The sequence below is a fragment of the Candidatus Galacturonatibacter soehngenii genome (genome assembly GCF_008830185.1).
Classification (GTDB): domain Bacteria; phylum Bacillota; class Clostridia; order Lachnospirales; family Lachnospiraceae; genus Lachnotalea; species Lachnotalea soehngenii.
On record NZ_WAGX01000003.1, the window covers coordinates 385,783 to 412,126 of the forward strand.

The 26,344-nt window shown below is 33.9% G+C and carries 23 protein-coding genes; 22 read left to right on the forward strand and 1 reads right to left on the reverse strand.

All coding sequences use genetic code 11. The annotated features are described in order from the left end of the window. Window positions 1-87: 87 nt before the first annotated feature. The 22 genes from lgt to F7O84_RS02615 all read left to right on the forward strand — a co-directional run bounded on the left by lgt (window position 88) and on the right by F7O84_RS02615 (window position 25,638). Window positions 88-942, forward strand: a complete 855-nt coding sequence (lgt, locus tag F7O84_RS02510) for a prolipoprotein diacylglyceryl transferase (RefSeq protein WP_151141536.1) — start codon at window positions 88-90, stop codon at window positions 940-942. 17 nt (window positions 943-959) lie between these two features. Next, window positions 960-1,136, forward strand: coding sequence for an aspartyl-phosphate phosphatase Spo0E family protein (locus F7O84_RS02515; RefSeq protein ID WP_151141539.1), 177 nt, complete (start codon window positions 960-962; stop codon window positions 1,134-1,136). 278 nt (window positions 1,137-1,414) lie between these two features. Next, window positions 1,415-1,846, forward strand: a complete 432-nt coding sequence (gene mraZ / locus F7O84_RS02520) for a division/cell wall cluster transcriptional repressor MraZ (RefSeq protein ID WP_151141542.1) — start codon at window positions 1,415-1,417, stop codon at window positions 1,844-1,846. 42 nt (window positions 1,847-1,888) lie between these two features. Next, window positions 1,889-2,827: a 16S rRNA (cytosine(1402)-N(4))-methyltransferase RsmH gene (rsmH, locus tag F7O84_RS02525; protein ID WP_151141545.1), complete on the forward strand. Its 939-nt coding sequence runs from the start codon at window positions 1,889-1,891 to the stop codon at window positions 2,825-2,827. A 15-nt stretch (window positions 2,828-2,842) separates the two neighbouring features. Further along, window positions 2,843-3,358 carry a hypothetical protein gene (locus tag F7O84_RS02530; protein WP_243140789.1) on the forward strand — a complete coding sequence of 172 codons (516 nt, stop codon included), beginning with the start codon at window positions 2,843-2,845 and terminating at the stop codon, window positions 3,356-3,358. A gap of 26 nt (window positions 3,359-3,384) precedes the next feature. Next, a complete protein-coding gene (locus tag F7O84_RS02535; RefSeq protein ID WP_151141547.1) occupies window positions 3,385-5,451 on the forward strand; it encodes a peptidoglycan D,D-transpeptidase FtsI family protein in 2,067 nt (688 codons plus the stop codon). A gap of 73 nt (window positions 5,452-5,524) precedes the next feature. Next, on the forward strand, window positions 5,525-7,453 hold the full coding sequence (locus F7O84_RS02540) for a penicillin-binding transpeptidase domain-containing protein (RefSeq protein ID WP_151141639.1): 1,929 nt from the start codon (window positions 5,525-5,527) through the stop codon (window positions 7,451-7,453). A gap of 84 nt (window positions 7,454-7,537) precedes the next feature. Further along, a complete protein-coding gene (mraY, locus tag F7O84_RS02545) occupies window positions 7,538-8,494 on the forward strand; it encodes a phospho-N-acetylmuramoyl-pentapeptide-transferase (RefSeq protein ID WP_151141549.1) in 957 nt (318 codons plus the stop codon). A 15-nt stretch (window positions 8,495-8,509) separates the two neighbouring features. Beyond that, window positions 8,510-9,865: a UDP-N-acetylmuramoyl-L-alanine--D-glutamate ligase gene (gene murD / locus F7O84_RS02550; protein WP_151141551.1), complete on the forward strand. Its 1,356-nt coding sequence runs from the start codon at window positions 8,510-8,512 to the stop codon at window positions 9,863-9,865. Between the two features lie 32 nt (window positions 9,866-9,897). Further along, window positions 9,898-11,016 (forward strand): FtsW/RodA/SpoVE family cell cycle protein, encoded by a 1,119-nt coding sequence (locus F7O84_RS02555; protein WP_151141553.1) that lies wholly within the window; start codon window positions 9,898-9,900, stop codon window positions 11,014-11,016. Window positions 11,017-11,119: 103 nt separating this feature from the next. Then, complete coding sequence (murA, locus tag F7O84_RS02560) at window positions 11,120-12,370, forward strand: UDP-N-acetylglucosamine 1-carboxyvinyltransferase (RefSeq protein WP_151141556.1); 1,251 nt, start codon at window positions 11,120-11,122, stop codon at window positions 12,368-12,370. Continuing rightward, window positions 12,363-13,085, forward strand: a complete 723-nt coding sequence (locus tag F7O84_RS02565; RefSeq protein ID WP_151141558.1) for a cell division protein FtsQ/DivIB — start codon at window positions 12,363-12,365, stop codon at window positions 13,083-13,085. The genes murA and F7O84_RS02565 overlap by 8 nt, the downstream gene beginning before the upstream one ends. Window positions 13,086-13,214: 129 nt before the next feature. Then, window positions 13,215-14,393 (forward strand): cell division protein FtsZ, encoded by a 1,179-nt coding sequence (ftsZ, locus tag F7O84_RS02570; protein WP_151141560.1) that lies wholly within the window; start codon window positions 13,215-13,217, stop codon window positions 14,391-14,393. 175 nt (window positions 14,394-14,568) lie between these two features. Next, window positions 14,569-15,423, forward strand: coding sequence for a sigma-E processing peptidase SpoIIGA (locus F7O84_RS02575; RefSeq protein ID WP_151141562.1), 855 nt, complete (start codon window positions 14,569-14,571; stop codon window positions 15,421-15,423). A gap of 14 nt (window positions 15,424-15,437) precedes the next feature. After that, window positions 15,438-16,178: an RNA polymerase sporulation sigma factor SigE gene (gene sigE, locus F7O84_RS02580; protein WP_151141564.1), complete on the forward strand. Its 741-nt coding sequence runs from the start codon at window positions 15,438-15,440 to the stop codon at window positions 16,176-16,178. Window positions 16,179-16,342: 164 nt separating this feature from the next. Next, the gene (locus tag F7O84_RS02585) at window positions 16,343-17,962 is read left to right on the forward strand and encodes a response regulator (RefSeq protein ID WP_151141566.1); all 1,620 of its coding nucleotides are present in this window, start codon (window positions 16,343-16,345) and stop codon (window positions 17,960-17,962) included. 4 nt (window positions 17,963-17,966) lie between these two features. Beyond that, on the forward strand, window positions 17,967-19,439 hold the full coding sequence (locus F7O84_RS02590) for a sensor histidine kinase (protein ID WP_151141568.1): 1,473 nt from the start codon (window positions 17,967-17,969) through the stop codon (window positions 19,437-19,439). 176 nt (window positions 19,440-19,615) lie between these two features. Next, complete coding sequence (locus tag F7O84_RS02595) at window positions 19,616-20,698, forward strand: ABC transporter substrate-binding protein (protein WP_151141571.1); 1,083 nt, start codon at window positions 19,616-19,618, stop codon at window positions 20,696-20,698. A gap of 95 nt (window positions 20,699-20,793) precedes the next feature. Next, a complete protein-coding gene (locus F7O84_RS02600) occupies window positions 20,794-22,314 on the forward strand; it encodes a sugar ABC transporter ATP-binding protein (protein WP_151141574.1) in 1,521 nt (506 codons plus the stop codon). Continuing rightward, the gene (locus F7O84_RS02605; protein ID WP_151141576.1) at window positions 22,307-23,359 is read left to right on the forward strand and encodes an ABC transporter permease; all 1,053 of its coding nucleotides are present in this window, start codon (window positions 22,307-22,309) and stop codon (window positions 23,357-23,359) included. Before F7O84_RS02600 ends, F7O84_RS02605 begins: the two co-directional genes overlap by 8 nt. Beyond that, window positions 23,359-24,387: an ABC transporter permease subunit gene (locus F7O84_RS02610; RefSeq protein WP_151141578.1), complete on the forward strand. Its 1,029-nt coding sequence runs from the start codon at window positions 23,359-23,361 to the stop codon at window positions 24,385-24,387. The genes F7O84_RS02605 and F7O84_RS02610 overlap by 1 nt, the downstream gene beginning before the upstream one ends. A gap of 180 nt (window positions 24,388-24,567) precedes the next feature. Beyond that, entirely contained in the window at window positions 24,568-25,638 is a 1,071-nt protein-coding gene (locus tag F7O84_RS02615) for a mannose-1-phosphate guanylyltransferase (RefSeq protein ID WP_151141580.1), read from the forward strand. A gap of 127 nt (window positions 25,639-25,765) precedes the next feature. Here the strand turns inward: F7O84_RS02615 and F7O84_RS02620 are convergent. Continuing rightward, the coding region (locus F7O84_RS02620; RefSeq protein ID WP_151141582.1) for a transposase at window positions 25,766-26,344 on the reverse strand (579 nt) is incomplete at its 5' end.

The following is a 26,344-nucleotide window of genomic DNA, read 5'->3' on the forward strand; positions in this document are numbered from 1 at the left end:
TATCAACCTCTTAAGTTTGATTTTTTAGTGGTTTAGGTTTAAAATGAATATATAGTCGAAAACATTCGCATAGAGGAGAAATTAGTTATGGAGCAATATAGTATCTCGTTTCCAAATCTAGGGATTGAGCTTAATAACGTGGGAAAGTACATAACCGTCTTTGGATTTGACGTGGCTTACTACGGTATCATCATTGGAATAGGTATTATGGTAGGGATAATAATGACTGAGAAAGAGGCGAAGAGAACCAATCAGCGGGTGGAGGACTATACAGACTTTGCATTGTATGCAATTGCTTTTTCAATTTTAGGAGCAAGAATTTATTATGTAGCTTTTTCTTGGGACATGTATAAAGGTGATATATTAAAGATTATCAATATAAGACAAGGTGGACTGGCTATTTATGGGGGTATTATAGGAGCAGTTATCACTTTGTCTGTTTTTTCTAAGAAAAGGCATCTTCAATTTTGGAAAATGGCAGATACTTCATGTATAGGTCTGGTGTCAGGACAAATAATAGGAAGGTGGGGGAATTTTTTTAATCGAGAAGCTTTTGGGGGATATACCAATGGCTTGCTGGCTATGAGAATTCCGATTTCTGATGTAAGATCAGGTGATATTACGCAAGAACTCATGGTTCAAGTTACAAATGGAATTAACTATATACAGGTACATCCAACATTTCTTTATGAATCACTTTGGAATTGTGGAGTATTGTTACTTATTATGTTTTATAAGAAGTATAAAAAGTTCAATGGAGAAGTATTTTTAGTTTATGTTGCTGGATATGGGTTAGGACGTTCATGGATTGAGGCTTTAAGAACAGACCAGTTATTAATTGCAAAAACTACTATACCTGTATCGCAATTACTATCGTTAATAGCAGTGTTAGCTTCCATTTTTTTCATTATTTCAAAACGTAGAAAAGTAAATAATTCATAAGAAAGGGTGAGTAGATGATGGAAAACGTTATAGCTTTGAAAATTAAAATTGAAGAGGCAAGAAGACAATTGAATTCATTTGTAGCTAATAATATGGATGAAAAAGGAACCTACGAAAAAAGTGTAGAATTGGACAGGCTAATTGAAGAGTATATTAACCTGGTAGAACCCCAAAAAAATGCTTTTAGTAGGTAAATAAATCCAAGTATTAAAATGATTTCATTGAAAAGAAACAAATATAAATCCCTATTTAATACAAAATGAAACACAATCGTTTCACTATTCATGAATAAAGAGTCCTATAAAATGCTTTTATGGCGTTTTATGGGACTTTTTTACTATTTCTTTTTCAAGTTTGTACTTGATATTTTGCTTAAAGTAATATAAAATTAACCTATAAGTGGTGGAAAGTGGTACATAGTGGTACAAAATGGTAAAAAAGTGGCAGACCATTTTGAAAGAAGGTGCACTATATGTTTATGGGGGAATACAACCATACAATTGACGCAAAAGGTAGACTTATCATGCCATCTAAGTTCAGAGAAGCTTTGGGAGACGAATTTGTTGTAACAAAGGGACTAGATGGGTGTCTTTTTGTATACCCTAATAAGGAATGGCAAGCCTTTGAAGAAAAACTAAGAACACTACCACTTACAAATAAAAATGCAAGGCAGTTCTCTCGTTTTTTTCTTGCCGGTGCTGCATCTTGTGAAGTAGACAAGCAGGGAAGAATTTTATTACCTAGCGTATTAAGAGAATTTGCAGAATTAGAGAAAGAAGTAGTATTAGTAGGTGTTCTAAGCAGAATAGAAATCTGGAGTAAGGATAAATGGCTTGAAAGCAATGTTTATGACGACATGGAAGAGATTGCAGAGCATATGGAGGAACTTGGATTAAGCATTTAGTGTCCTATCTGTACGAAAAGAATCGCACAAACGGAGGAAAATATGGATTTTAAGCATAAATCAGTACTATTAGATGAAACAATAGAAGGCTTAGGAATAAAACCTAACGGAATTTATGTAGACGGCACATTAGGTGGCGGTGGACATGCCTACGAAGTATGTTCAAAGTTAGGAGAAAATGGAAGATTTATTGGAATTGACCAAGATGATGCTGCAATAAAAGCAGCTGGTGAAAGGTTAAAGGAATTTAAAGATAAAGTTACAATTGTTCGAGATAATTATAGTAATATGAAGCAAGTGCTTCATAATCTTTCGATAGATAAAGTGGATGGGATTGTACTTGATTTGGGAGTATCTTCCTACCAGTTAGATACAGCAGACAGAGGATTTTCTTATATGTCTGATGCACCTCTTGATATGAGAATGGATCAAAGACAAGAGCTGACTGCCAAAGATATTGTTAACCAATATAGCGAGATGCAGTTATATTATATTATCAAAGATTTTGGTGAAGATAAATTTGCGAAAAATATAGCAAAGCATATCGTAAGGGCAAGAGAATTAAAGGAAATCGAAACAACAGGGGAGCTCTCAGAGATAATAAAAGCTGCGATTCCTATGAAACAGCGTCTAACTGGAGGTCATCCAGCTAAGAAAACATTTCAGGCAATTCGAATTGAATTGAACAAAGAATTAGAAGTACTTAAGAACTCTCTAGATGACATGATAGAAATATTAAATAACGAGGGAAGGATTTGTGTTATTACATTTCATTCCCTTGAGGATCGAATCGTTAAGAATATATTTAGGAAGAATGAGAATCCTTGTACTTGTCCAAGTGATTTTCCAGTATGTATATGTGGAAAACAATCAAAAGGAAAAGTCATTACAAGGAAACCAATTTTACCTAGTGAATTGGAAATTGAAGAAAATAAACGTTCAAAAAGTTCAAAGCTCAGAGTATTTGAACGCATTGGATAGTAAGGGGGATTGGTTATGTCGCGTCAGACAGGTAGAAGAAAAGAATCAGCAATCAAATCGCGAAATGTAAATACGTCAGCATATCAGTATGGAAATACCGTTAGACAGTTTCAGGTCATTCCAAACCAATATGATACGTCTGAAATGGACAAACCTAAGTTAAGTAATAGTACGAGAAAAAACAGAGAAAAAGCATTAAATATGAATTTTGGGTATGTAATGTTTTTGGCAATCGCAGCTATAGTTACATTAGTTGTTTGTATTTCATATTTAAGGCTTCAAGCTGAAACAACCCACAGAGTAAAAAACATATCTTCCTTAGAAAAGGAAGTTGCTGATTTGCGTTCTGATAACGATGAAACCTACAACAGAATTAATAATTCAATTGATTTAGAGCATATAAAGCAAGTAGCTTTGGAAGAAATTGGGATGGTTTATGCATCAGAGGATCAAGTTGTATTGTATGATAACCAAGAAAGTGATTATGTAAGACAATATAGTGATATTCCTAAGGCAAAACCTTCTAAATAGTAGAACTAATAAAGTAGGTGACTTCAATGAAGAAATTAGATAGAAGAGACAAAAAGGTTCCAAAAAAATTTAATAGAAATATGCAAAGGAAGCTAGCAGTATTATTTATTATAATAATGCTAGCTTTAATTGGATTATGTGCTAGATTAACCTATATTAATGTAGAAAGTGGAGATAAATATACAAAACAAGTGCTACAACAGCAACAATATGATAGTCAAATCATTCCTTTTCGAAGAGGGGATATCACAGACGCAAAAGGAACCGTACTTGCAACCAGCCAAAAGGTATATAATGTGATACTAGATTGCAAAGCTGTAAATTCAAATGAAAAATATTTACAACCTACGATAGCAGCACTTACCAGTTCTTTTGATTTAAATGAATCAGAACTAAGAACAACAATAAGTGAAAAAAAAGATAGCAGATACGTAGTCTTATTAAAGAGATTAAGTTACGAGGAGATACAGCCATTCATCCAATTACAAAACGAATTGGATGAAAAAAAGAATAAAAAAAATCCTTATATTAAAGGGGTATGGTTTGAAGATGAATATTTAAGAACCTATCCATATAATTCATTAGCAAGCAGTGTGCTTGGATTTACGGTTTCTGGTAATGTTGGTAATTGGGGAATTGAACAATATTATAATGATGAGTTAAATGGAGTAGATGGCCGAGAATACGGATACTTAAATGATGATTCTGAATTAAAACGAACGGTGAAGCCTGCAATCGATGGACATACGGTAGTATCGACAATCGATGCTACGGTCCAAGGAATTGTCGAGAAGCATATTGCGGAGTTTAATGAGAAATATAAAGGTAATTTTAGAGCGGAGGATGATGGAAGTACGAATACTTCTGTCATAATAGCAAATCCTAATGATGGAAGTATTTTGGCTATGGCCAGTAGTGCCAATCAATATGATTTAAATAATCCAAGGGATTTATCAAGTTATTTTTCAGAAGAAGAAATCGAAGCGATGGATGATGAAACCAAATTAAATAATTTAAATCAGATTTGGAGAAACTCAAGCATTTCAAATACGTTTGAACCTGGTTCAACTGCAAAACCTTTGACAGTAGCTTCTGCTTTAGACAGTGGTAAAATTACAGGTAATGAATCCTATGAATGTAATGGATATTTGGATATTGGTGGTTGGAAGATTGGATGTAATGGAACCCATGGAGCGATATCTGTTGAAAGAGCTATTATGAAATCTTGTAACGTAGCAATGATGAGGATTTCACAGGTAGAAGGAAAAGAAATATTTGCGAAATACCAAAGTATATTTGGAATTGGGAAAAAAACAGGAATTGATTTACCAGGTGAAGCGAGTGGAATGTTCTATTCATTAGAGAATATGGGGGTAACGGATTTAGCAACGAATTCATTTGGGCAAAATTTTGATGTTACCATGATACAAATGGTATCGGCTTTTTCATCAGTAATAAATGGTGGTTATTTTTATAAGCCTCATGTGGTTAGTAAAATATTAGATGCTAATGGGGCTACAGTATCGACATATGATCCAATTTTATTAAAACAAACCGTTTCAAAAAGTACTTCTGATAAATTAAAACAATACTTATATAAGACGGTTAGTACGCAAGAGGGTACGGGAAAGACCGCAAGAGTCGAAGGATATACGATGGGTGGAAAGACTGGTACAGCAGAAAAACGAAATAGAGATAAAACAAATTATGTTGTATCATTTATTGGATATGTACCACAGGATAATCCACAAGTAGTAGTTTATGTTACGATTGATGAACCAAATGTACAAGATCAGGCGCATAGTACATTTGCACAAGAAGTCGCAAAAGCAATCTTAGAGGAAGTATTGCCTTATTTAAATATATTTCCAACAGAACCAGTAACAAAGACTGAGACAGAGACAACACAGGACACAACGCAAGATACAGCGCAGACGAACGAACAAGGGCAGACAACACAAGATGCGACACAAGGAAATGAAACACAAGACACTACAGGGCAAGAGTCGGAACAAGACACACAAGAGTACGACCTGCCATATAAACCAGGTAATGTAACTGAGGATAATAGGTCAGAAAATTCACGAGAATAATGAATAATAATTTTCATAACCTCACTGTAAAAGAAATAAAATATAATAATGACTTTTACGAGGATATGATATGATCAAAAGTAAGACATTTAATAGAAAAAAGATTGTGATTGTTTTTATAGCTATTTTCTTAATCCTGTTGGCCTTGGTGGGACGATTATTTTACTTAATGATAGCTAAGTCAGAATATTATCAAGAGAAAGCAGATCAACTACATGAACGCGAAAGAGAAATAAAAGCGGCAAGAGGAAAAATAATTGATGCAACAGGCCAAATCGTTGCTACGAATAAAACGGTTTGTACCATATCTGTAATTCACAATCAGATTAAGGAACCTGAAAAGGTAATCAGCATACTTGCAAATGAATTAGAACTTTCTGAGGAAATAGTAAGAAAGAGAGTTGAAAAATATAGTTCAATCGAGCGAGTGAAGACAAATGTGGATAAGGAAATTGGAGATAAAATCAGGTCCTATGCATTAGCAGGAGTAAAAGTAGACGAAGATTTCAAACGCTACTACCCATATGATACGCTTGCCTCCAAAGTACTTGGTTTTACTGGAAGTGACAATCAAGGAATTATAGGGCTTGAAGTAAAATATGAAACATATTTGAAGGGACAAAATGGATACATACTTACTATGACAGACGCCCGAGGTGTAGAAATTGAAGATGCTGCTGAAGGAAGAATGGAGCCAATTGCGGGAAATGATTTATATATAAGCTTGGATAGTAATATACAAAAATTTGCAGAACAATCAGCGGCTAAAGTTATGAAGGCAAAATCAGCAGAAAGTGTAAGTATTATTGTTATGAATCCAAAGAATGGTGAGATTATGGCTATGGTAAATCTTCCCGAATTTAATTTAAATGACCCCTTTACTTTAAACACAGAAAACACTGGACTTATTGATGAGAAAACAAAGCAGACTATGTTAAACCAGATGTGGAGAAACCGATGCATCAATGATACTTATGAGCCTGGCTCCACATTTAAAATATTAACTGCAGCGGCAGGCTTAGAGGAAGGTGTTGTAACGCTTGAAGATACCTTTAGCTGTCCAGGTTTTAAAATAGTAGAGGATAGGCGTATTAGGTGTCATAAAATTGCAGGACATGGAGGAGAAACCTTTATACAGGGTGTTATGAATTCTTGTAATCCTGTTTTTATAGAGGTTGGTTTACGATTAGGAGTCGATAATATATTTAAATATTTTAACCAACTTGGGCTAATGACAAAGACAGGAGTGGATTTGCCAGGTGAGGCAGGAACGATTATGCATAAAAAAGAAAATGTTGGACTTGTAGAACTTGCAACCATGTCCTTTGGTCAATCGTTTCAAATTACACCGATTCAATTAGCCACAACAGTAAGTTCTATCGTTAATGGAGGAACAAGAATCACACCGCATTTTGGAGTTTCGGTTCGAGCCTATGATGGAGAATTAATTAAAAACTTTACTTATCCAGAAAAAAATAATGTGATTTCAAAGGAAACATCTGAAACGATGCGTTCTATATTAGAAAAAGTAGTTTCTGAAGGTACAGGAAAAAAAGCATATATTCCAGGTTTTCGAATTGGTGGAAAGACAGCTACATCACAGACGCTGCCAAGAAGTGCAAAAAAATATATATCCTCATTTATTGGGTTTGCACCAGCAGAAGACCCTCAGGTTTTAGCCCTTGCAGTTATTTATGATCCAAAAGGTATTTATTATGGAGGAACAATAGCAGCACCAGTCGTTCAAGAGATATTTGGAAATATATTGCCTTATCTTGGAATTGAGCAGGTATATGAAGCAAATGAAATAGAAGAATTCAATATAGGCGATATTACGATGCCAAATTTGGTTGGATTATCGAAAACAGAAGCATCCTCCATATTAAAAGAATATGATTTGAATGTCGAATACTTAAATGAAGGAGAAACAGTAACCGATCAGTTTCCGTTAGCAAATGAAACGATTCGTAAAACGAGTAATATTATTCTCTATTTAGAGTAAAATAAGTTGATAAATCATAAAAAAAGAATTATACTAATTCGTGTTGGGTAAAACGAAAACAAAAGAATTTTAGAGGTGTAAATCATGGATTACAAGGTGGTAATACCGGTTATAGCTGCTTTTATTATAAGTGCAATTACAGGGCCGGGCATAATTAAATATTTGACAAAGCTAAAGGCTGGCCAGACGGTAAGAGAGGATGGACCACAGTCTCATTTGAAGAAAACGGGTACTCCTACTATGGGAGGCGTTTTAATATTATTAAGCATTGTAATTGTCTCATTGTTTTATATACAAAACTATCCAAAGATTATTCCCATCTTATTTGTAACGCTAGGTTTTGGAATCATTGGTTTTTTGGATGACTATATAAAGGTTGTTTTAAAACGCTCTATGGGGCTATCTGTAATGCAAAAAATGGCAGGAGAAATTATTGTTACAGTCATTTTTGCATACTATTTGATTAATTTTACTGATGTAGGACTAGAGCTTATTATACCTTTTACCAATGGTAAATACTTAGAGATTGGCGCGTTTGCGATTCCAATAATGTTTGTTGCAATTATTGGGACGGTAAACGGTGTTAACTTTACAGATGGATTAGATGGGTTGGCATCAAGTGTTACTGTTTTAGTAGCAACTTTCTTTTCATTAGTTGCTGTTATCAAAGGAAGTGGAATAGAGCCAATTACTTGTGCAGTCGTTGGGAGTTTACTTGGGTTTTTATTATTTAATGCTCATCCAGCGAGAGTATTTATGGGAGATACTGGTTCGCTTGCACTTGGTGGATTTGTTGCTGCCACAGCATATATGCTTAAGATGCCGTTATTTATTCTAATTGTTGGATTGATTTATTTGGTTGAAGTGATTTCTGTTATGATGCAAGTAACTTACTTTAAGTTAACAAAAGGAAAGAGAATCTTTAAAATGGCACCAATTCATCATCATTTTGAATTGTGTGGCTGGTCAGAGACAAAAGTAGTTACCGTATTTACAATTATTACAGCAATACTTTGTTTGATTGGTTTATTAGCAATGTAAGTAGGAGGAAGTGCAATGAATTTTGCAGGTAAAAAAGTTTGCGTGATTGGAACTGGAATTAGTGGTATCGCAGCAGCGGTGCTGTTATCCAAAAAGGGCGCTAACGTTTTATTATATGATGGAAATGATAAGTTACAAAAAGAAGCAATAAAAGACCAGCTAGCAGGTCATACTGAAATCGAAATATACTTAGGTGATTTTCCAAAAGAAAAACTATCGCTCCTTGATTTAGCTGTAATAAGTCCTGGGGTACCAACCGATATACCTATAGTTGAGATGTTAAAGAATAACGGAATAAAAATATGGGGAGAAATAGAGCTTGCATACCATTGTGGTAAAGGAAAGGTAGTAGCGATTACAGGAACAAATGGAAAGACTACAACAACAGCCTTAACTGGCGAGATAATGAAGAATTATTTTGAAAGCGTATTTGTTGTAGGAAACATAGGAATTCCATACACAAGTGTTGTAGACCAAATGGTAGACCATACGGTAACGGTTGCAGAAATAAGTAGTTTCCAATTAGAAACCATTGAGGAGTTTAGACCAGTTTCCTCTGCTATTTTAAATATTACTCCAGATCATTTGAATCGCCACAAGACTATGGAAAATTACATAAAAGTCAAGAAAAGTATAACGTTAAATCAATCCAAGGAAGATACATGTGTTTTAAATTACGAGGATGAAATATTAAGAGAATTTGGGAAAAAGCTTCCTAACAAAGTAATATTTTTCAGTAGTCTTACAAAGTTATCAAAAGGAATCTATCTTGATGGAGATGATATCGTTTATCAAGATAATACAGATACCTATCACATTTGCAAAACAACGCAACTAAAACTTCTTGGTAGACATAATCATGAAAATGTCATGGCTGCGATTGGTTTAGCAATTAGTATGGGAGTACCACACGAAGTGATTCGTGACACGATTATGAAATTTGCTGGTGTAGAGCATCGAATTGAATTTGTGATGGAAAAAAATCAAGTGGCTTATTATAATGATTCAAAGGGAACGAATCCCGATGCAGCGATTAAAGGGATTCAGGCAATGAATCGCCCTACGATATTGATAGGAGGCGGTTATGATAAGGATTCTGAATATGAAGAGTGGATACAATCTTTTGAAGGGAAAGTACGATATCTTATATTAATTGGAGAGACAAAAGAAAAGATTGCAAAAGCAGCTAGAAAATGTGGATTTGAAAATATCATTTTTGCCGAGAACTTAAAAGAGGCGGTAGAAATAAGTGCCTCAAAGGCTGAGATAGGAAATGCTGTTTTGCTATCCCCTGCATGCGCAAGCTGGGGAATGTTTAAAAATTATGAAGAGCGTGGGAACATGTTTAAAAATTATGTTCATAATTTATAAGTATCTTTTAGGTATAATAGAGGAGAGTTTGCATGAGTCCAAGGAATGAGAGATCGCGTAGACCCAAAAAAGAAAATTATTTTGACTATAGCTTATTATTTATCATCATATTTTTAATATGCTTTGGATTAGTTATGCTATACAGTACGAGCTCCTATAACGGACAGATTAAAGCAAATGGTGATTCGGCTTTTTATTTGAAGAAGCAGTTGACTGCAACAATATTAGGGTTAATTGCCATGATGATTATTGCAAGGATTGATTACCATTTCTGGGAAAGATTTACTTTACTGGCATTTTTGTTATCTCATGTTTTGTCAGCTGCAGTTTTGTTTGTAGGTTCAGATTTTAATGGTTCAAAAAGATGGCTAAAGATAGGACCTTTGTCTTTTCAACCATCTGAATTTGCCAAATTAGCAGTTATTCTTTTCTTGGCATTAGTAATCAGTAAGGTATCTAAGAAAATTAAGCAGTTTCGAACCATGCTACTTGTAATTACGCTATGTGGGCCTATAGTAGCTTTAGTAGGTGTTAACAATCTTAGTACAGCTATTATTATACTTGGTATTGCAGTTATTCTAATTTTTGTTGCAAGCCCGAAATATCTTCAATTTATATTAATTGGTGTAGGTGGAATTGCTTTTATGGGAATTTTTATCTATTTAGAGCAATACCGCGCAGAAAGACTTAAAATATGGCTGAATCCAGAAGACTTTGATAAAGGATATCAGACATTACAAGGACTGTATGCAATCGGATCTGGAGGAATACTTGGAAAAGGACTTGGCCAAAGTATGCAAAAGCTTGGCTTTGTACCAGAGGCCCAAAACGATATGATTTTTTCTATCATTTGTGAAGAATTGGGATTGTTTGGTGCAGTCTGCCTTATCTTATTGTTTATGCTGATGATTTGGAGGTTTATGATTATAGCCAATAATGCACCAGATTTGTATGGAGCACTGATTGTTGTTGGTATTATGGGACATATTGCACTTCAAGTTATTTTAAATATTGCCGTAGTAACGAATTCGATTCCAAATACAGGAATTACATTACCTTTTATAAGTTATGGAGGTACTTCTGCCTTGTTTCTTTTATCTGAGATGGGGCTTGCACTAAGTGTATCAAGGCAAGTTAAGTTAGAAAAATAAGAAAATCAAAATTTTATTGATAGATAAGCTTCATTATGAAGAAATTTACATAAGATAGAGTAGATAAGTGTATTAATAATTAATACGAATATGGAGGTTGACTTTGAACTCTATCAAAATTTCAGGCGGTACACCACTTAGTGGTGAAGTAGTAGTCCAAGGTTCTAAAAATGCAGCATTACCAATGATTGCTGCATCAATACTTTGTAAAGATATTAGTGTTTTACATAATTGTCCACATATTATTGATGTTTATAATATGATTGAAATATTAAAGACAATTGGATGTAAGGTAGTATGGGAAGGTAATTCCCTTATTATAGATTCAACATATGTAAATTCATATGAGATACCAACTAAGTTGGCAGACAAAATGAGATCTTCCATATTAATGTCTGGTGCATTACTTGGAAGAATGAAGAATGCAGTTATTCCATATCCAGGTGGCTGTGTAATTGGAGAAAGACCAATTGATCTTCATTTAGCTGCATTTAAGCAAATGAATATTGGCATATATGAAAGAGAAGATGGTTTGGTAGCTAATACCACACAAATTATTGGTAATACCATAAATATGGCGATATCAAGTGTGGGAGCAACAGAAAACGTTATGCTTGCTGGCGTATGTGCGACAGGAATTACAATTATTAAAAATGCTGCAATGGAACCAGAAGTTGAGGAACTAGGCAGATTTCTTAATAAAATGGGAGGAGATGTAAAAGGAGCAGGCACAGAAACAATTACCATAAATGGTGTAAAAAATCTTCACGGAGCACAGATAGATATTGTGTCTGACCGTATTGCAGCTGGAACCTATATTTTGGCGGCGGTCGGAACAAGGGGTAAAATTACTTTACAAAATGCTCCTATCAGCCATATGAATGCGTTGTTTGAAGTAGTTGAAGAAATGGGGGCAAGTTATAACCTAGAGAATAACAATGTTCTTATTGATGCGAGTTATGCAATAAATCCTGTTAAGAATGTGGTTACTAGTATATATCCAGGTTTTCCTACTGATTTACAATCACAGCTTTTGTCTGTTCTTACGATTGCTAAGGGCATAAGTCATGTGAGTGAGAGTATTTTTGAAGCTCGATTTAAAACGGTAGAATGGCTTTTAAAGATGGGTGCCAATATTGTATTAGATAACAATCATGCTAAGATTATTGGTGTAGAAGGTTTGCATGGTGAAGAAGTTAGGGCAAAAGAACTGCGAGGAGGTGCAGCACTAATAATTGCTGGCTTAATAGCCAAAGGTAATACAAATATTTTAGATGCCTATTATATTCAAAGGGGCTATCAGGATATATGCAAAGATTTAGCAATGCTGGGAGCTGATATTCATTATGAGTAAGATAAACAAAAGAAAGCTGATTCTTGTTTTAATTTTCGTTGTATTACTTGTAGCGTCAGCTATAACAATGATAAGCGTTTTTTCTATTAAAGAAATAACAATAACAGGAAATGAGCATTATTCAGAAGAGGAAATGAAGGAAATCATATTTAACAACCGATATTGTTATAATTCGCTTTACTTGTACTGGAAATACAACTACAAAAAAGATTATTCTATTCCATTTGTTGATACAGTGGAAATCCATCTGTTATCAGGTAACAAGGTTAAGGTAAATGTGTATGAAAAAAGTATGGTGGGATATATTGAATATCTTGGTTCCTATATGTATTTTGATAAGGATGGAATTGTTGTTGAAAGTTCCTCAGAAGCTATTTTAGGAATACCATTAATAACGGGGTTAAAGTTTGATCATATTTTACTTTACAGGGAATTAGAAGTAGAAGATAAAGGTGTTTTTAATACCATTGTCAGTGTGACCCAGTTATTAGCAAAATATCAAATAACGCCAGATAAAATCTATTTCAATAGTCACTATGAAATGACACTTTATTTTGCAGATGCTAGAGTGTATCTTGGAAAGGATAGCGAAACAGAGGAAAAGATTATAAGGCTTAGAAGTATTTTGCCAGACTTGGAAGGGTTATCCGGTGTGCTTCATATGGAAAATTATCAAGAGGGTACATCAAATATTACGTTTGAAAAAGATAAATGATAAAAAAACACGAATAAATGAAAGAATTTAGTAGAAAATATCAAAATTATGTTGATAAATTATCAAAAAAAATATATTATATAAAGAGTAAGTTTTTTATGTGAAAAGGAATGTGAAGGAGGAAGAACCTTGCTGGAAATAAAGACGAACGAAGCGGAATCTTCTGCAAAAATTATTGTCGTAGGAGTCGGCGGAGCAGGAAATAATGCTGTAAATAGAATGATTGATGAAAAAATTGGTGGAGTAGAATTTATTGGTATTAATACGGATAGGCAGGCATTAAAGCTTTGTAAGGCATCTACACCTTTACAAATTGGAGAAAAATTAACAAAAGGATTAGGCGCTGGAGCACAGCCAGAAGTTGGTGAAAAGGCTGCAGAAGAAAGCGCAGATGATATACAAAAGGCAATCCAAGGTGCTGATATGGTCTTTGTTACTTGTGGTATGGGTGGAGGAACCGGTACCGGTGCTGCACCAGTTGTTGCAAAAATAGCAAAAGATATGGGAATCTTAACAGTTGGAGTTGTAACAAAGCCTTTTAAATTTGAAGCAAGAGCAAGAATGAGCAATGCTTTATCAGGAATTGAGAAATTAAAAAATAGCGTAGATACATTAATTGTGATTCCAAACGATAAATTACTTGAAATTGTTGATAGAAGGACAACCATGCCTGAGGCACTTAAGAAAGCAGATGAAGTTTTACAGCAAGCGGTTCAAGGAATTACTGACTTGATTAATCTTCCAGCATTGATTAATCTGGATTTTGCAGATGTACAGACTGTAATGACGAATAAAGGAATTGCACATATTGGTATTGGTAGAGCAAAAGGTGATGATAAAGCACTTGAAGCAGTCAAACAAGCTGTTGCCAGTCCATTATTAGAAACTACAATTACTGGTGCATCTCATGTTATTATTAATATTTCTGGAGATATTACATTAATGGATGCGAACGATGCTGCAAGCTATGTGCAGGATTTAGCAGGTGATAGTGCTAATATTATTTTTGGTGCTATGTATGATGATACATATACAGATGAAGCAAGTATTACTGTTATTGCGACAGGACTAGATACCAATGCCTCTGCTGTTACACCAGGTAAGATTATGCCTAGTTTTTCGTACCCAACAGGTGGGACAAATTCTCAGACTTTGACAAAACCTGCAACAGGAGAGGTGAGACTGACAGGTACACCACCTGTTACACCTAGACCAATTACTGGTATTCAAAGACCTCGTACCCCTGAAAGCAGCGTGGAAGAAAAGTCTATAAAGATTCCTGAGTTCCTTCAGAAGAATCGTAAATAGTATAAGAATATCTTAAAGAACAGACCGTCAAAGGACGGTCTGTTTTTGCGTGATAATGTAGAAAAAGTAAGATGAAAATAATGAATGAGCGTATATAGTTTGACAAAAAAATAAGTTTTGACGTTTTATAATGATTACAGCTTAGACACAAACTATAAAGCGAGGGGAGTGAAACGTGTATTATGAGCTGTATGTAGATGTGCTTTTTTTGATTAACATGTGTATGAACTTTTTTATATTAAGTATTATTAAGAAGGTCTTAAGATGCACTGCCACGTATCTTAGAATTTTTCTTATTAGTGTAATAAGTTCTATGTTGACCATAATTATTATCGTGTTGCCGCTAAAAGGTATAATAATCAAATATATCCTTATTCATCTTGGCATTAATGTGGTTAGTACCAAAATAGCATTAAAACTAAAGGGTCGAATAAATATTTTAAAAGCAGTTGCGTTACTTTACATACTAACTTTTCTTTTTGGTGGAATATTAAATTTTCTCACTTTTGGAAGGGATTTCAATGCAGAACAGCTACTGCTATCCGGATTAGTTGTGTTTATACTGATTAGAGGTGCAATCATTATATATACTTTTTACAAACGAAACCTTGGAAGGATTTGTCAAGTTACCATCAGTCAAAATTACAGACAACTAAACATGAAAGGACTTGTGGATACAGGTAATAGTTTAGTTGAGCCATTTAGTAAAAAGCCTGTAAATATTGTACCTTTTGAAGTAATAAAAGATTTGCTTACCCAGAAACAGATTAGTTACATAAAGACTTTTTTAGAATACGAAACCTTTGATTCAAACGTCGAGTGGGATGAATTAAATCAAATATGTTATGTACCGTATTGCTCAGTGGGTAAAAAAAACGGATTACTACCAGCAATAAAAGTAGAGAAAATAAATATTATTCATGGGGAAAAGGTAATTGAAGTAAAAGGGCCAATGATAGGTATTTGCCAGAATGAGTTTATGTCTGACAAAAGATATCAGATTATTCTAAATCCCAAATTAGTAGATTGACAGGAGGCATATATATGTTTATAAAAGTATCTGTACCAAACCATTTTCAGTTTAAAGCAATGCCATCTTTTCAAAACATGATGTTTTCAAAAGGTGGAGATATCCACTACATTGGAGGAGCAGATGTGTTGCCAGCACCTCTAGAGGCGGAAAAAGAAGCAGAAGTTATTAATGATTTAGGAACTGACTACGACAAGGATGCAAAATCTGTTTTAATTGAACATAATTTAAGATTGGTTGTTTACATAGCAAAAAAATTTGATAATACTGGTGTAGGAGTGGAAGATTTAATTTCAATCGGCACCATTGGATTAATAAAAGCAATTAATACCTTCAATCCAAATAAGAATATCAAGCTAGCCACATATGCATCCAGATGTATTGAGAATGAAATACTGATGCACCTAAGAAGAAATAACAAGACTAAAATGGAGGTATCTATTGATGAGCCTCTAAATGTGGATTGGGATGGAAATGAATTGCTATTGTCTGATATATTAGGGACTGATGAGGATATTATTTACAAAGATATTGAAAGCGAAGTGGAAAGAAAGCTACTAAATAAAGCCATTGATAAACTTTCTGAAAGAGAAAAAACAATTGTCAGGTTACGATTTGGTTTAAATACAAGAGATGGAGAGGAACTCACACAAAAAGAAGTTGCAGATTTACTTGGGATTTCTCAATCTTACATATCACGTTTAGAGAAAAAGATTATAAGGAGGTTGAAAAAGGAAATCGTACGTTTTGAATAGATTATAACTTATGGCCAAATGTAGGAATGCACACTTCCTAGATTTGGCTTATTTTTTGGGGAATTTAGTTAAAATGACAAGATTTTTACGATATAGATTGCATTTTTTGGCAATATCCGATAATCTTAAGATAAATAATTTATGCAAAGGATATGGGGGAAGCAATGCAAAAAGTATTTTTAGTAGAGGATGAAATTGTAGTAAGAGAAGGAATTAAAAATAATATTGATTGGGAAAAAGAGGGCTTTCAATTCGTTGGAGAGGCCAGTGATGGAGAATTGGCTTATCCAATGATACGAAGTACAAAACCAGATATTTTAATAACAGATATCAAAATGCCTTTTATGGATGGGCTAGAATTGAGCCAGATGGTAAAACGTGAATTTCCTAGTATTAAAATTATAATTTTAAGTGGCTATCATGAATTTGAATATGCAAAGCAAGCAATCCAAATAGGGGTTACGGACTATTTGCTTAAGCCAATCTCTTCGATCAAACTAATGGAGGCAATCTGTAAAGTAAGAGATATTATAAAAAAAGAAGCAAAAGAAAAAGAGTTACTTCAATTATACAAAAAGGAAATGGAAGAAAAAGTAGTTCTTCAAAAGAAACGCTTCTTTTTTGATATCGTACAAAGCAAACTAACTTTATCTCAAGTAATTGAAAAAGGAAATCGTCTTGGGATTGATTTAGCAGCTAGCGCTTATAATATTATATTGTTTCAAGTTAGTGTAAAAGAAAATCCTATGGATTACTCTTTAGATTTAATCAGTGTAAAAAATCGTATCAATGCATTATTAAAAAACAACCAAGAAGTAATTGAATTTGAATGTGAAAATGAAATCATTGCAATTATATTAAAAGCAGACAACGAAAAATATCTAGAAGAAATCTTGGTAAAATATCGAAGTCAATTGCAAGAAATTATGAAGGAAAAACCAGACTTAGAATATTTTGGTGGGATAGGAAATACCGTATTTAGAATCAGTGAGTTACAAGAATCATATCACATAGCAAATAAAGCGTTTTCTGCAAGATATTTTATGAAAGCCAACCAAATAATAGAAGGAAGCGATTGGTGGAAAACTTTTAGTTATCCCGATCCGATTGATATGCATGCCATTGATTCAAAAAAGATTAACAAATCTTTTTTAGAAAAGTTTTTAAAAAATGGAACAAGAGAAGAAGTTTCTGATTTTGTAGAAGAATATTTTTCAGGCTCAGGAAAGGTGAATATGAATTCTTTGTTGTTTCGTCAATATACAATTATGAATGTGTATTTCAGCGTACTTGTCTTTATGGAAACAGTCGGGTACTCGAAAGAAGAAAGTGTAAAAGAATTGGATAATTTTTCACATTTAGAGGAGATTGTAATTTCTATTGATTCTGCAAAAGAATACTTAAAAAAATTACTTGAGAAAGCATTTTTGTTAAGAGATACCATTGCAAGACAAAAATATGGAGACATTCTTAAAAGGGCCTGTAATTATATTGAAGAAAACTATCACAAGGATGACATATCTTTAAATAACGTAGCTTCCTTTGTTAATGTAAGTCCAACATATTTTAGTGCAATATTTAGACAAGAAATGGGACAAACCTTTATTGATTTCTTAACGGAAACAAGAATGAATAAAGCAAAAGAACTACTAAGGTGTACGAATTTAAAAACCACAGAAATAGGATATGAGATAGGATACAAAGATTCGCATTACTTTAGTTATATATTTAAAAAGACGCAGCAGTGTACTCCTAAGGAATATAGGGCAAAAGGAAGGGAGTAGTTACATGCGAAAAAGAAAATGGAAAAAAATATCGCTTAATTTGAACAAAAAATTAGCATTGTTTGCTCTTGTAATAATTGTACCCATGGTGATTCTTATTTTATATTTAATTCTTTCTTTAATTAACTTTGGAAATGCTTATAATCAAATTGTAAAAAATATTACAGCTGCAAATGCTTACAATATTAATTTTAAAGAAGAAATTGATTACAGCATGTATCGAATTGTAATCGGCTCTGCTGATTTTGAGACGGCCAAAGAGTCAACAGAAATAAGAGACCCTTATGAAATTATAGAGGAAGCACGAAATGTTTTTAAAAAACTATATGAAATATCAATAACTCCGGGAAATAAAGGTAGAATCGAAAAATTATTGAAAAATCTTGATACCTTGCAAGATAGAGTGGATGATATCAAATATAATCTAAGCCAAAAAGGAAAATACGAAGACAATATTTATTTACTAGATACAAGTATTTATATACTAAGTGAGATTATACAAGAGCATATTCAGATGTATATCTATTATGAGGCATCTAATTTTGAGACAATACGAAATGAACTTGCCATGCAGCAAGCAAATGCAGTAAGAATTAGCCTTTTTGCTTTTGTAATCATTTTGCTAGGTTCGATACTTATTTCTATGTTTATTGTAAAAAGTGTAACAAAACCAATCAAACAATTGTGTGACACTACTGACATAGTGGCAAGGGGGGATTTTACAACCAGGGCTTATGTAGAATCGGATGATGAAATATCAGTGTTAACGAATAGCTTTAATAATATGATTCAAAAAATAGGAGATTTAGTAGAGGATATAAAAAAAGAACAACACAATCTTCGTGTGATGGAATTAAAGCTATTACAAGCACAGATTAATCCACATTTTCTTTATAATACCTTAGATACAATTATATGGTTGGCAGAAGGAAACCAAACTACGCAGGTAGTCAATATGGTTACTTCATTATCTGATTTTTTTCGAACGGTGTTAAGTGAAGGTAGAGATTACATAACAATAAAAGAAGAAGAATCTTACATAAGAAGTTATCTTGAAATTCAAAAGTTCAGATATCAAGATATATTAGAATATGAGATAAATATTGATGCTGCCATTCATCATTATACAATTTTGAAACTTACCTTGCAGCCCTTGGTGGAAAATGCTTTATATCACGGGATAAAAAACAAACGTGGAAAAGGGAAAATATGTGTAATTGGTAAATTAATAAACGACATGATATATTTGGAAGTCAATGATAATGGAAAGGGCATGACAAAAGAAGAGCTATCCTTTGTCATAAAAAGAGTAAAGGGGCATAAAGAAGAGGATTTACAAGGTGGCTTTGGACTTGCTAATGTGGATGAGAGAATTCGTTTAAACTATGGATTGGAATACGGATTAGAATTTGAAAGTGTGGAAGGGGAAGGAACCAAGGTATGGATTTGTTTACCAATTCATACAATAAAAACATAAAAAATTGAACCAATCTAATAAAAAAACGAACATTTCTTTTTTCGTTCGTTTTTTTGTTATAAATGGAATAAGAAATAATACAGATACAATAATTTATTCCGTTTCTTTCTAACAATAAACTAGATAAAATAAAATTGTAACTGGGAGATAGATTATATAACAGGAGGATTAAAGGTATGAAGAAGAAGTTTTTATGCACGCTCATAAGTGTAGTAATGACAACGGCTATGCTTGCAGGATGTGGTGGGGGAGCAAAACCAACAGATGCACCAGCAGAGTCAAAGACGGAGTCTACAAAAGAAACAGATACAGCCGATCAAACAAAGACAGAAACAAAGGAAGAAGATGCGAAAGAGAGTGGAGAGTCAATTGTAGTAGGATTTTCTCAGGTTGGTGCGGAATCCGATTGGAGAACAGCAAATACTTCGTCAATGAAATCAACCTTTACTGAAGAAAATGGCTATACGTTATTATTTGATGATGCGCAGCAAAAACAAGAAAATCAAATCAAAGCAGTTCGTAACTTTATTCAACAAGATGTTGATTATATCGTGATTGCACCAGTAACGGAAACTGGATGGGATACGGTGTTAAAGGAAGCGCAAGATGCTGGAATACCAGTTATTATTGTAGACCGTATGGTTGATGTATCAGATGATTCTTTATATACAGCTTGGGTAGGTTCTAACTTCTTGCAAGAAGGTTATGATGCAGCAGATTGGCTTGCCCAGTATTTGGATAAACAAGGAAGAGGATCAGAAGAAATTAATATTGTAACTTTGCAAGGAACGATTGGAGCTTCTGCACAGATTGGTAGAACCAATGGAGTAGAAGAAAGAATGAAAGATCATACAAACTGGAAAATGTTAGAGCGTCAAACTGGTGAGTTTACACAAGCCAGAGGACAAGAGGTTATGGAATCCTTCTTAAAATCTTATGATGACATTGATGTTGTAATTGCAGAAAATGATAATATGGCATTTGGTGCAATCGATGCAATCAAAGCAGCTGGAAAGACTTGCGGTCCTAACGGAGATATTATTATTGTATCATTTGACGCAGTAGCAGCCGCATTTGATTCTATGATTGCAGGAGATATGAATGTTTCAGTTGAATGTAATCCATTACATGGACCACGTGTTGCAGAATTAATTCAAAAGCTTGAAAAGGGTGAAACAGTTGATAAGATTGCTTATGTAGAAGAAGGAGTATATCCAGCTGATACAGCAGAAGCAAAAAAACCAACACGTGAATATTAAAGAAAATAGTATTTTTATGAATGGAGAACCCTTGTAGGTTCTCCATCCTAACATAAAGGATATCATAAGTATCAATTTAGAAAGGATGGAATTACATGGAACAAGGCGTTGTACTTACAATGAGGCAGATTGGCAAAACTTTTCCGGGAGTAATTGCCTTGGAAAATGTAGATTTTACATTACGAAAAGGCGAAATACATGCACTTATGGGGGAAAATGGTGCGGGAAAATCAACTTTGATTAAAGTACTAACAGGAGTTGAGGAGTTTGAAACTGGTGAGATTAAGATGTATGGAAGGGATGGGGCGATTATAAACAAATCTCCTCAGGAAGCACAAAAAAATGGGATTAGTACGGTTTATCAAGAGGTAAATTTATGTCCAAATTTATCGGTAGCAGAAAATCTTTTCATTGGAAGAGAACCAAGGCGTGCAAAAATGATTGATTGGAAAAAGATGAATCAAAAATCAAAAGAATTATTAGCCAGCCTTGACATTGAGATTGATGTAACAAAAGCATTAGAAAATTATTCCATTGCCATTCAACAAATGATTGCAATTGCAAGAGCAGTAGATATGTCGGCAAAGGTTTTAATACTAGATGAACCCACATCCTCACTTGATGATAGCGAGGTAGAAAAGCTTTTTGCGCTAATGAAGAAGCTTAAAAAGGATGGGGTTGGAATTATATTTGTAACTCATTTCTTAGAGCAAGTGTATGCAATATGTGATCATATTACTGTATTAAGAAATGGAAGACTTGTGGGCGAATATGCAGTGGAGCATTTACCACGCGTGCAGTTAGTTGCGAAAATGATGGGAAAGGACTTTGATGATTTAGCAGCAATTAAGAAAGTGGGAGAACAAAATAACGAAGAAAAAGAGATTATTATAGAGGCAAAACAACTAGGGCGTGTAGGTAGTATCAAGCCATTTAATATTCAAATACATAAAGGTGAAGTGATTGGATTAAGCGGATTACTTGGTTCAGGACGCTCAGAACTTGCAAGATGCATCTATGGTGCTGACAAATCAGATAGTGGAGAATTACTTGTAAAAGGTGAAAAGTTACTGGTTGGAGCACCGATTCACGCAATGCAAAACGGTATGGCATATCTTCCCGAGAATCGAAAGGAAGAGGGTATCATTGCAGACTTATCCGTACGTGAAAATATAATGATTGCACTTCAGGCAAAACGAGGCATGTTAAAACTCATAAGCAAAAAGGAACAAGAACAATTTACAGATAAATACATTGATTTGTTGCAAATCAAGACAGCTGATAGAGAGACTCCAATTAAACAGCTTAGTGGAGGGAATCAGCAAAAAGTGATTCTTGCTAGATGGCTTTTAACAGATCCTGATTTCCTTATCCTAGATGAGCCAACAAGGGGGATTGACATTGGAACAAAGACAGAAATACAAAAACTAGTACTAGAGCTTGCAAAAAAGGGAATGGCTGTAATGTTTATTTCATCTGAAATTGAAGAAATGATACGAACCTGCAGTAAGATGGCAGTTCTTAGAGATGGATGTAAAGTCGGAGAATTAAAGGAAGAGGAACTGTCACAAGACTCCATAATGAAAGCAATCGCAGGAGGTGTTAAGAATGAATAAAATAAAAAAAATAACAAGCTACGAACTTTTTTTGCCAATCATGTGTTTTATACTTGTTTTACTCATTAATGTCATTAAAACTCCTACATTTTTTGAAGTAAGTATAAAAAATGGCGTATTCTATGGATACATAATTGATGTAATCAATCGTGCAAGTGAGCTTGTTATCCTGGCTGTTGGTATGACATTGGTTGTAGCTTCCTCAGGAGGAACCGATATATCGGTTGGTGCTGTTATGTCGGTAGCTGCAGCTCTTTGTTGTTATATATTGGCAGGAGGGCAACAAACCATCAATGCTTATCAAAATCCATATGTGTTAGGTATTCTTCTTGCATTGGTAGTCGGTGTGGTTTGTGGATGTTTTAATGGCTTTTTGGTGGCAAAAATGAAGATACAGCCTATGGTTGCAACTTTAATATTGTTTACGGCAGGCAGAGGTATCGCACAGCTTATTACCAAGGGGCAAATTACTTATATAAGAGTTGAAAATTATAAGCTTTTAGGGGCAAATATACCAGGTATTCCTCTTCCAACTACAATATTTGTTGTAGTCATAGTTGTTTTGATTACAAATATTGTCCTAAAAAAGACAGCACTTGGACTATACATTCAGTCAGTTGGAATTAATGCAAAAGCATCAAGGTTAGTTGGGCTCAAATCTTCAAGAATTATTTTTCTAACTTATGTATTCTGCGGGTTATGTGCTGGAATAGCAGGGTTAATGGCGTCGTCTCGTATTTATTCTGCGGATGCAAATAACATCGGTCTTAATATGGAGTTGGATGCCATTTTAGCGGTTGCATTGGGAGGAAACAGCTTATCAGGTGGTAAATTTACTCTTCTTGGAAGTGTGATTGGAGCATATACGATTCAGGCATTGACAACCACCCTTTATGCAATGAGTGTATCGGCAGATCAATTGCCAGTATATAAAGCAATTGTAGTAGTTATCATTGTATCATTACAGTCAAAGGAGTTTAAGAAAATAGTACGTGGACTTAAGGATAAGAAAGCTGATGGCAGAAAGGAAGAGCAGGTGGCATAATGGAAAAAAAGAAATTAAAATTAAATGGCAATACCTATCTTTTATTTATTACTGTTCTTCTTTTTATAGTCATGTATATTGCAGGAATTATCATATTTCATGGAAAAGGCTTTGGTCGTTTTCAAGTATTATTGAATTTGTTTATTTCAAATGCGGGCCTAATAGTCATAGCAGCGGGTATGACGATTGTCATGATTACAGGTGGAATTGATATTTCTGTAGGTTCTGTTGTGGCACTTGTATGTATGCTTCTGGCATGGATGATGGAAAACAAAGGGATGGATGCGATACCTGCCCTTATGATTGTTTTGGTAGTGGGGTTGATATTTGGAGTGGTACAGGGATTTTTGGTTGCATATCTAAAGATTCAGCCATTTATAGTAACATTGGCTGGTATGTTTTTTGCAAGGGGCTTAACAGCTATAATTAGCCAAGAAATGATAAGTATAAAAAATGAAGTGTTTTTAAGTTGGGCGAATGCAAAGATTTATCTACCATTTGGAGGAACTGTCAACAAAAAAGGGGTAATGCTCTATCCTTATGTATACCCAAGTGTAATCATAGCATTACTTATTTTAATAATTGTCTTTATTATGCTTAAATATACAAAGTTTGGAAGATCAATTTATGCAGTTGGAGGAAATGAGCAATCCGCCCTTTTAATGGGGTTAAATGTAAAAACGATTAAATTAAAAGCATATATATTAAATGGATTCTTGTGTTCCATTGGTGGCTTTTTATTTTGCTTAAATACAAGTGCTGGTTTTGTGGAGCAAGCAAAAGGGTTTGAAATGGAAGCAATTGCATCATCTGTAATTGGAGGAACATTATTAACAGGGGGCGTTGGTAATGTGATAGGAAGTTTGTTTGGAGTATTGATAAAAGGAACGATTGAAACCTTTATTACATTTCAAGGTACATTATCTTCATGGTGGACTAAGATTACAATAGCAGCACTTCTTGCATTTTTCATTATATTACAAAGTTTGTTTGCAAAAGCAAAGGAAAAAGTAAATAAAGTAAGCTAGGTAAAATAGTTGTAGAAAATAAGATGAAACAGTTTATTGTTTCATCTTATTTTCTTTGGTTTTTGGATAAGGAACCAAATGTGTTCTTTCGCATAATATAATCTAGATTCACGCAATTTGTTATAAATATTAGGGCTTTAAAGAATATTTGAATTGCAAGATTATCTGGAGGTGAAGTTTATGAATAAATTTGTAGTTATCATGGCAGGCGGTGTAGGGTCAAGATTTTGGCCTTTATCACGAGAAAAAAAGCCTAAGCAATTTATAAGTGTTGATGGTAACAAGTGTATGCTTATACAAACCATAGAACGGGTTTGCCAAGTAATCCCACCAGAAAACTGTTTTATTATAACAAATCAAGAATTGCTTGATATTACACAAGATACGATTAAAGATATAATTCCAGTTTCTAATGTAATAGCTGAACCTTTAAGAAAAAATACAGCAACCTGTATTGCATATGCTACACTTTTTTTAAAACAAAAGTATGAAAATGGTGTATTAAGTTTCCTGCCAGCAGATGCTTATATAAAAGATAATTTAAATTATGCAAAGGCATTAGAGAAAGGATTTTTAGCTGCAAACAATACAAAAAACATTGTTACAATAGGTATCCCTCCTACATTCCCATCTTCGGGCTATGGATATATACAAGTCGATGTAGAAGATAACAATAAAGACTATTCAAAAGTAAAAGCATTTATTGAAAAACCAGACTCGGATAAAGCAAAAAAATTATTTATGTCGAAAGAATATTTGTGGAACAGCGGAATTGTTTTAGGCGACATGGATGTGTTGATAAAGCAAATTAAATTATTCTTACCAAACCATTACAACAAATTATTAGAAGCAGTATTAAAGCAAAATACAGATCACTTTAAACATTATATTGAAAAGGCATATCAGGATGTCGAAAATGTTTCCTTTGATGTTGGAGTTTTAGAAAAGAGTAAAGAAATATATATGGTAAAAGGAGTTTTTGATTGGGATGATATGGGTAGCATGGATGCATTATCAAAGACTCTTGAAAAAGATTTGGAGGGTAATTTTGTACACGGAAATTTTTTTGGATTGGATACCAGTGATTGTGTGATTTATAGTGAAAATAAGCTTATTGGGACAATAGGTCTTCATAATCTGGTGGTTGCATGTACAAAGGATGCAATTGTTATTTGTCCTAGGGATAGAGTGCAGGAAATAAAATCTTTGGTCAATGAACTAAAGGAAAAAGGATATGAAGATTATATCTAATTATATGGAGACTAACTATATGAAGTCAAGTAAAAATTGATAACATTTTATAGTTTTTCTTATAGATAAAAAAGTGTATGACAAATAAGGCAACGTGAGTTGCCTTCAAAAAAAGGATATTTATTGGTTACATTTGTGGGACAAATGCTGTGTTATTTTTCAATAGTGAATAGATTACGCGGATTAATTTCTTGCCTACGTGACTTTGTGCGACATTAAAGTGTTTACCTTCAGATCGCTTCTTGGCCATGTAAGTGGCAAAAGTGGAATCTCGCATAGAAACCAAACGGGCAGCTTGCATTATTGCCCAACGCAAATATGTAGAGCCTCTCTTAACCATAGGTGTTTTGGATGCATTGTATTTTCCAGATTGGTAAGTAGAAGGTTCCATTCCTGCAAATGCTAAAAGTTTTGCAGGTGATGAGAAGTTGTTTATATCACCGATTTCAGCAAGAATGATGGCAGCAATGGTATATCCAATACCAGGAATGGTTATAAGCGGAGTATTTAACTCATCTACGACAAGTTTGATTTGTTTATCCAACGTGTCAATTTCAGATTGAACAGCTTGAATCAATCGAATTGTTTGTTGTAATTCAAATGTTAAAGATCTGTTGGATGATCCGATTGAATTAGCAGCAAGCTCTCGAAGTTGAAGTGCTTTTTCACGACCATATTTTCCACGTGAAGCTTTTGAAAGAACATT

Coding starts and splice junctions, on each gene's coding strand:
- F7O84_RS02515 (WP_151141539.1), top strand. CDS start 960: ATGGAAAACGTTATAGCTTTGAAAATTAAAATTGAAGAGGCAAGAAGA.
- F7O84_RS02530 (WP_243140789.1), top strand. CDS start 2,843: ATGTCGCGTCAGACAGGTAGAAGAAAAGAATCAGCAATCAAATCGCGA.
- F7O84_RS02555 (WP_151141553.1), top strand. CDS start 9,898: ATGAGTCCAAGGAATGAGAGATCGCGTAGACCCAAAAAAGAAAATTAT.
- F7O84_RS02605 (WP_151141576.1), top strand. CDS start 22,307: ATGAATAAAATAAAAAAAATAACAAGCTACGAACTTTTTTTGCCAATC.
- F7O84_RS02595 (WP_151141571.1), top strand. CDS start 19,616: ATGAAGAAGAAGTTTTTATGCACGCTCATAAGTGTAGTAATGACAACG.
- F7O84_RS02600 (WP_151141574.1), top strand. CDS start 20,794: ATGGAACAAGGCGTTGTACTTACAATGAGGCAGATTGGCAAAACTTTT.
- F7O84_RS02535 (WP_151141547.1), top strand. CDS start 3,385: ATGAAGAAATTAGATAGAAGAGACAAAAAGGTTCCAAAAAAATTTAAT.
- F7O84_RS02565 (WP_151141558.1), top strand. CDS start 12,363: ATGAGTAAGATAAACAAAAGAAAGCTGATTCTTGTTTTAATTTTCGTT.
- sigE (WP_151141564.1), top strand. CDS start 15,438: ATGTTTATAAAAGTATCTGTACCAAACCATTTTCAGTTTAAAGCAATG.
- lgt (WP_151141536.1), top strand. CDS start 88: ATGGAGCAATATAGTATCTCGTTTCCAAATCTAGGGATTGAGCTTAAT.
- mraY (WP_151141549.1), top strand. CDS start 7,538: ATGGATTACAAGGTGGTAATACCGGTTATAGCTGCTTTTATTATAAGT.
- F7O84_RS02610 (WP_151141578.1), top strand. CDS start 23,359: ATGGAAAAAAAGAAATTAAAATTAAATGGCAATACCTATCTTTTATTT.
- F7O84_RS02590 (WP_151141568.1), top strand. CDS start 17,967: ATGCGAAAAAGAAAATGGAAAAAAATATCGCTTAATTTGAACAAAAAA.
- mraZ (WP_151141542.1), top strand. CDS start 1,415: ATGTTTATGGGGGAATACAACCATACAATTGACGCAAAAGGTAGACTT.
- F7O84_RS02585 (WP_151141566.1), top strand. CDS start 16,343: ATGCAAAAAGTATTTTTAGTAGAGGATGAAATTGTAGTAAGAGAAGGA.
- rsmH (WP_151141545.1), top strand. CDS start 1,889: ATGGATTTTAAGCATAAATCAGTACTATTAGATGAAACAATAGAAGGC.
- F7O84_RS02615 (WP_151141580.1), top strand. CDS start 24,568: ATGAATAAATTTGTAGTTATCATGGCAGGCGGTGTAGGGTCAAGATTT.
- murD (WP_151141551.1), top strand. CDS start 8,510: ATGAATTTTGCAGGTAAAAAAGTTTGCGTGATTGGAACTGGAATTAGT.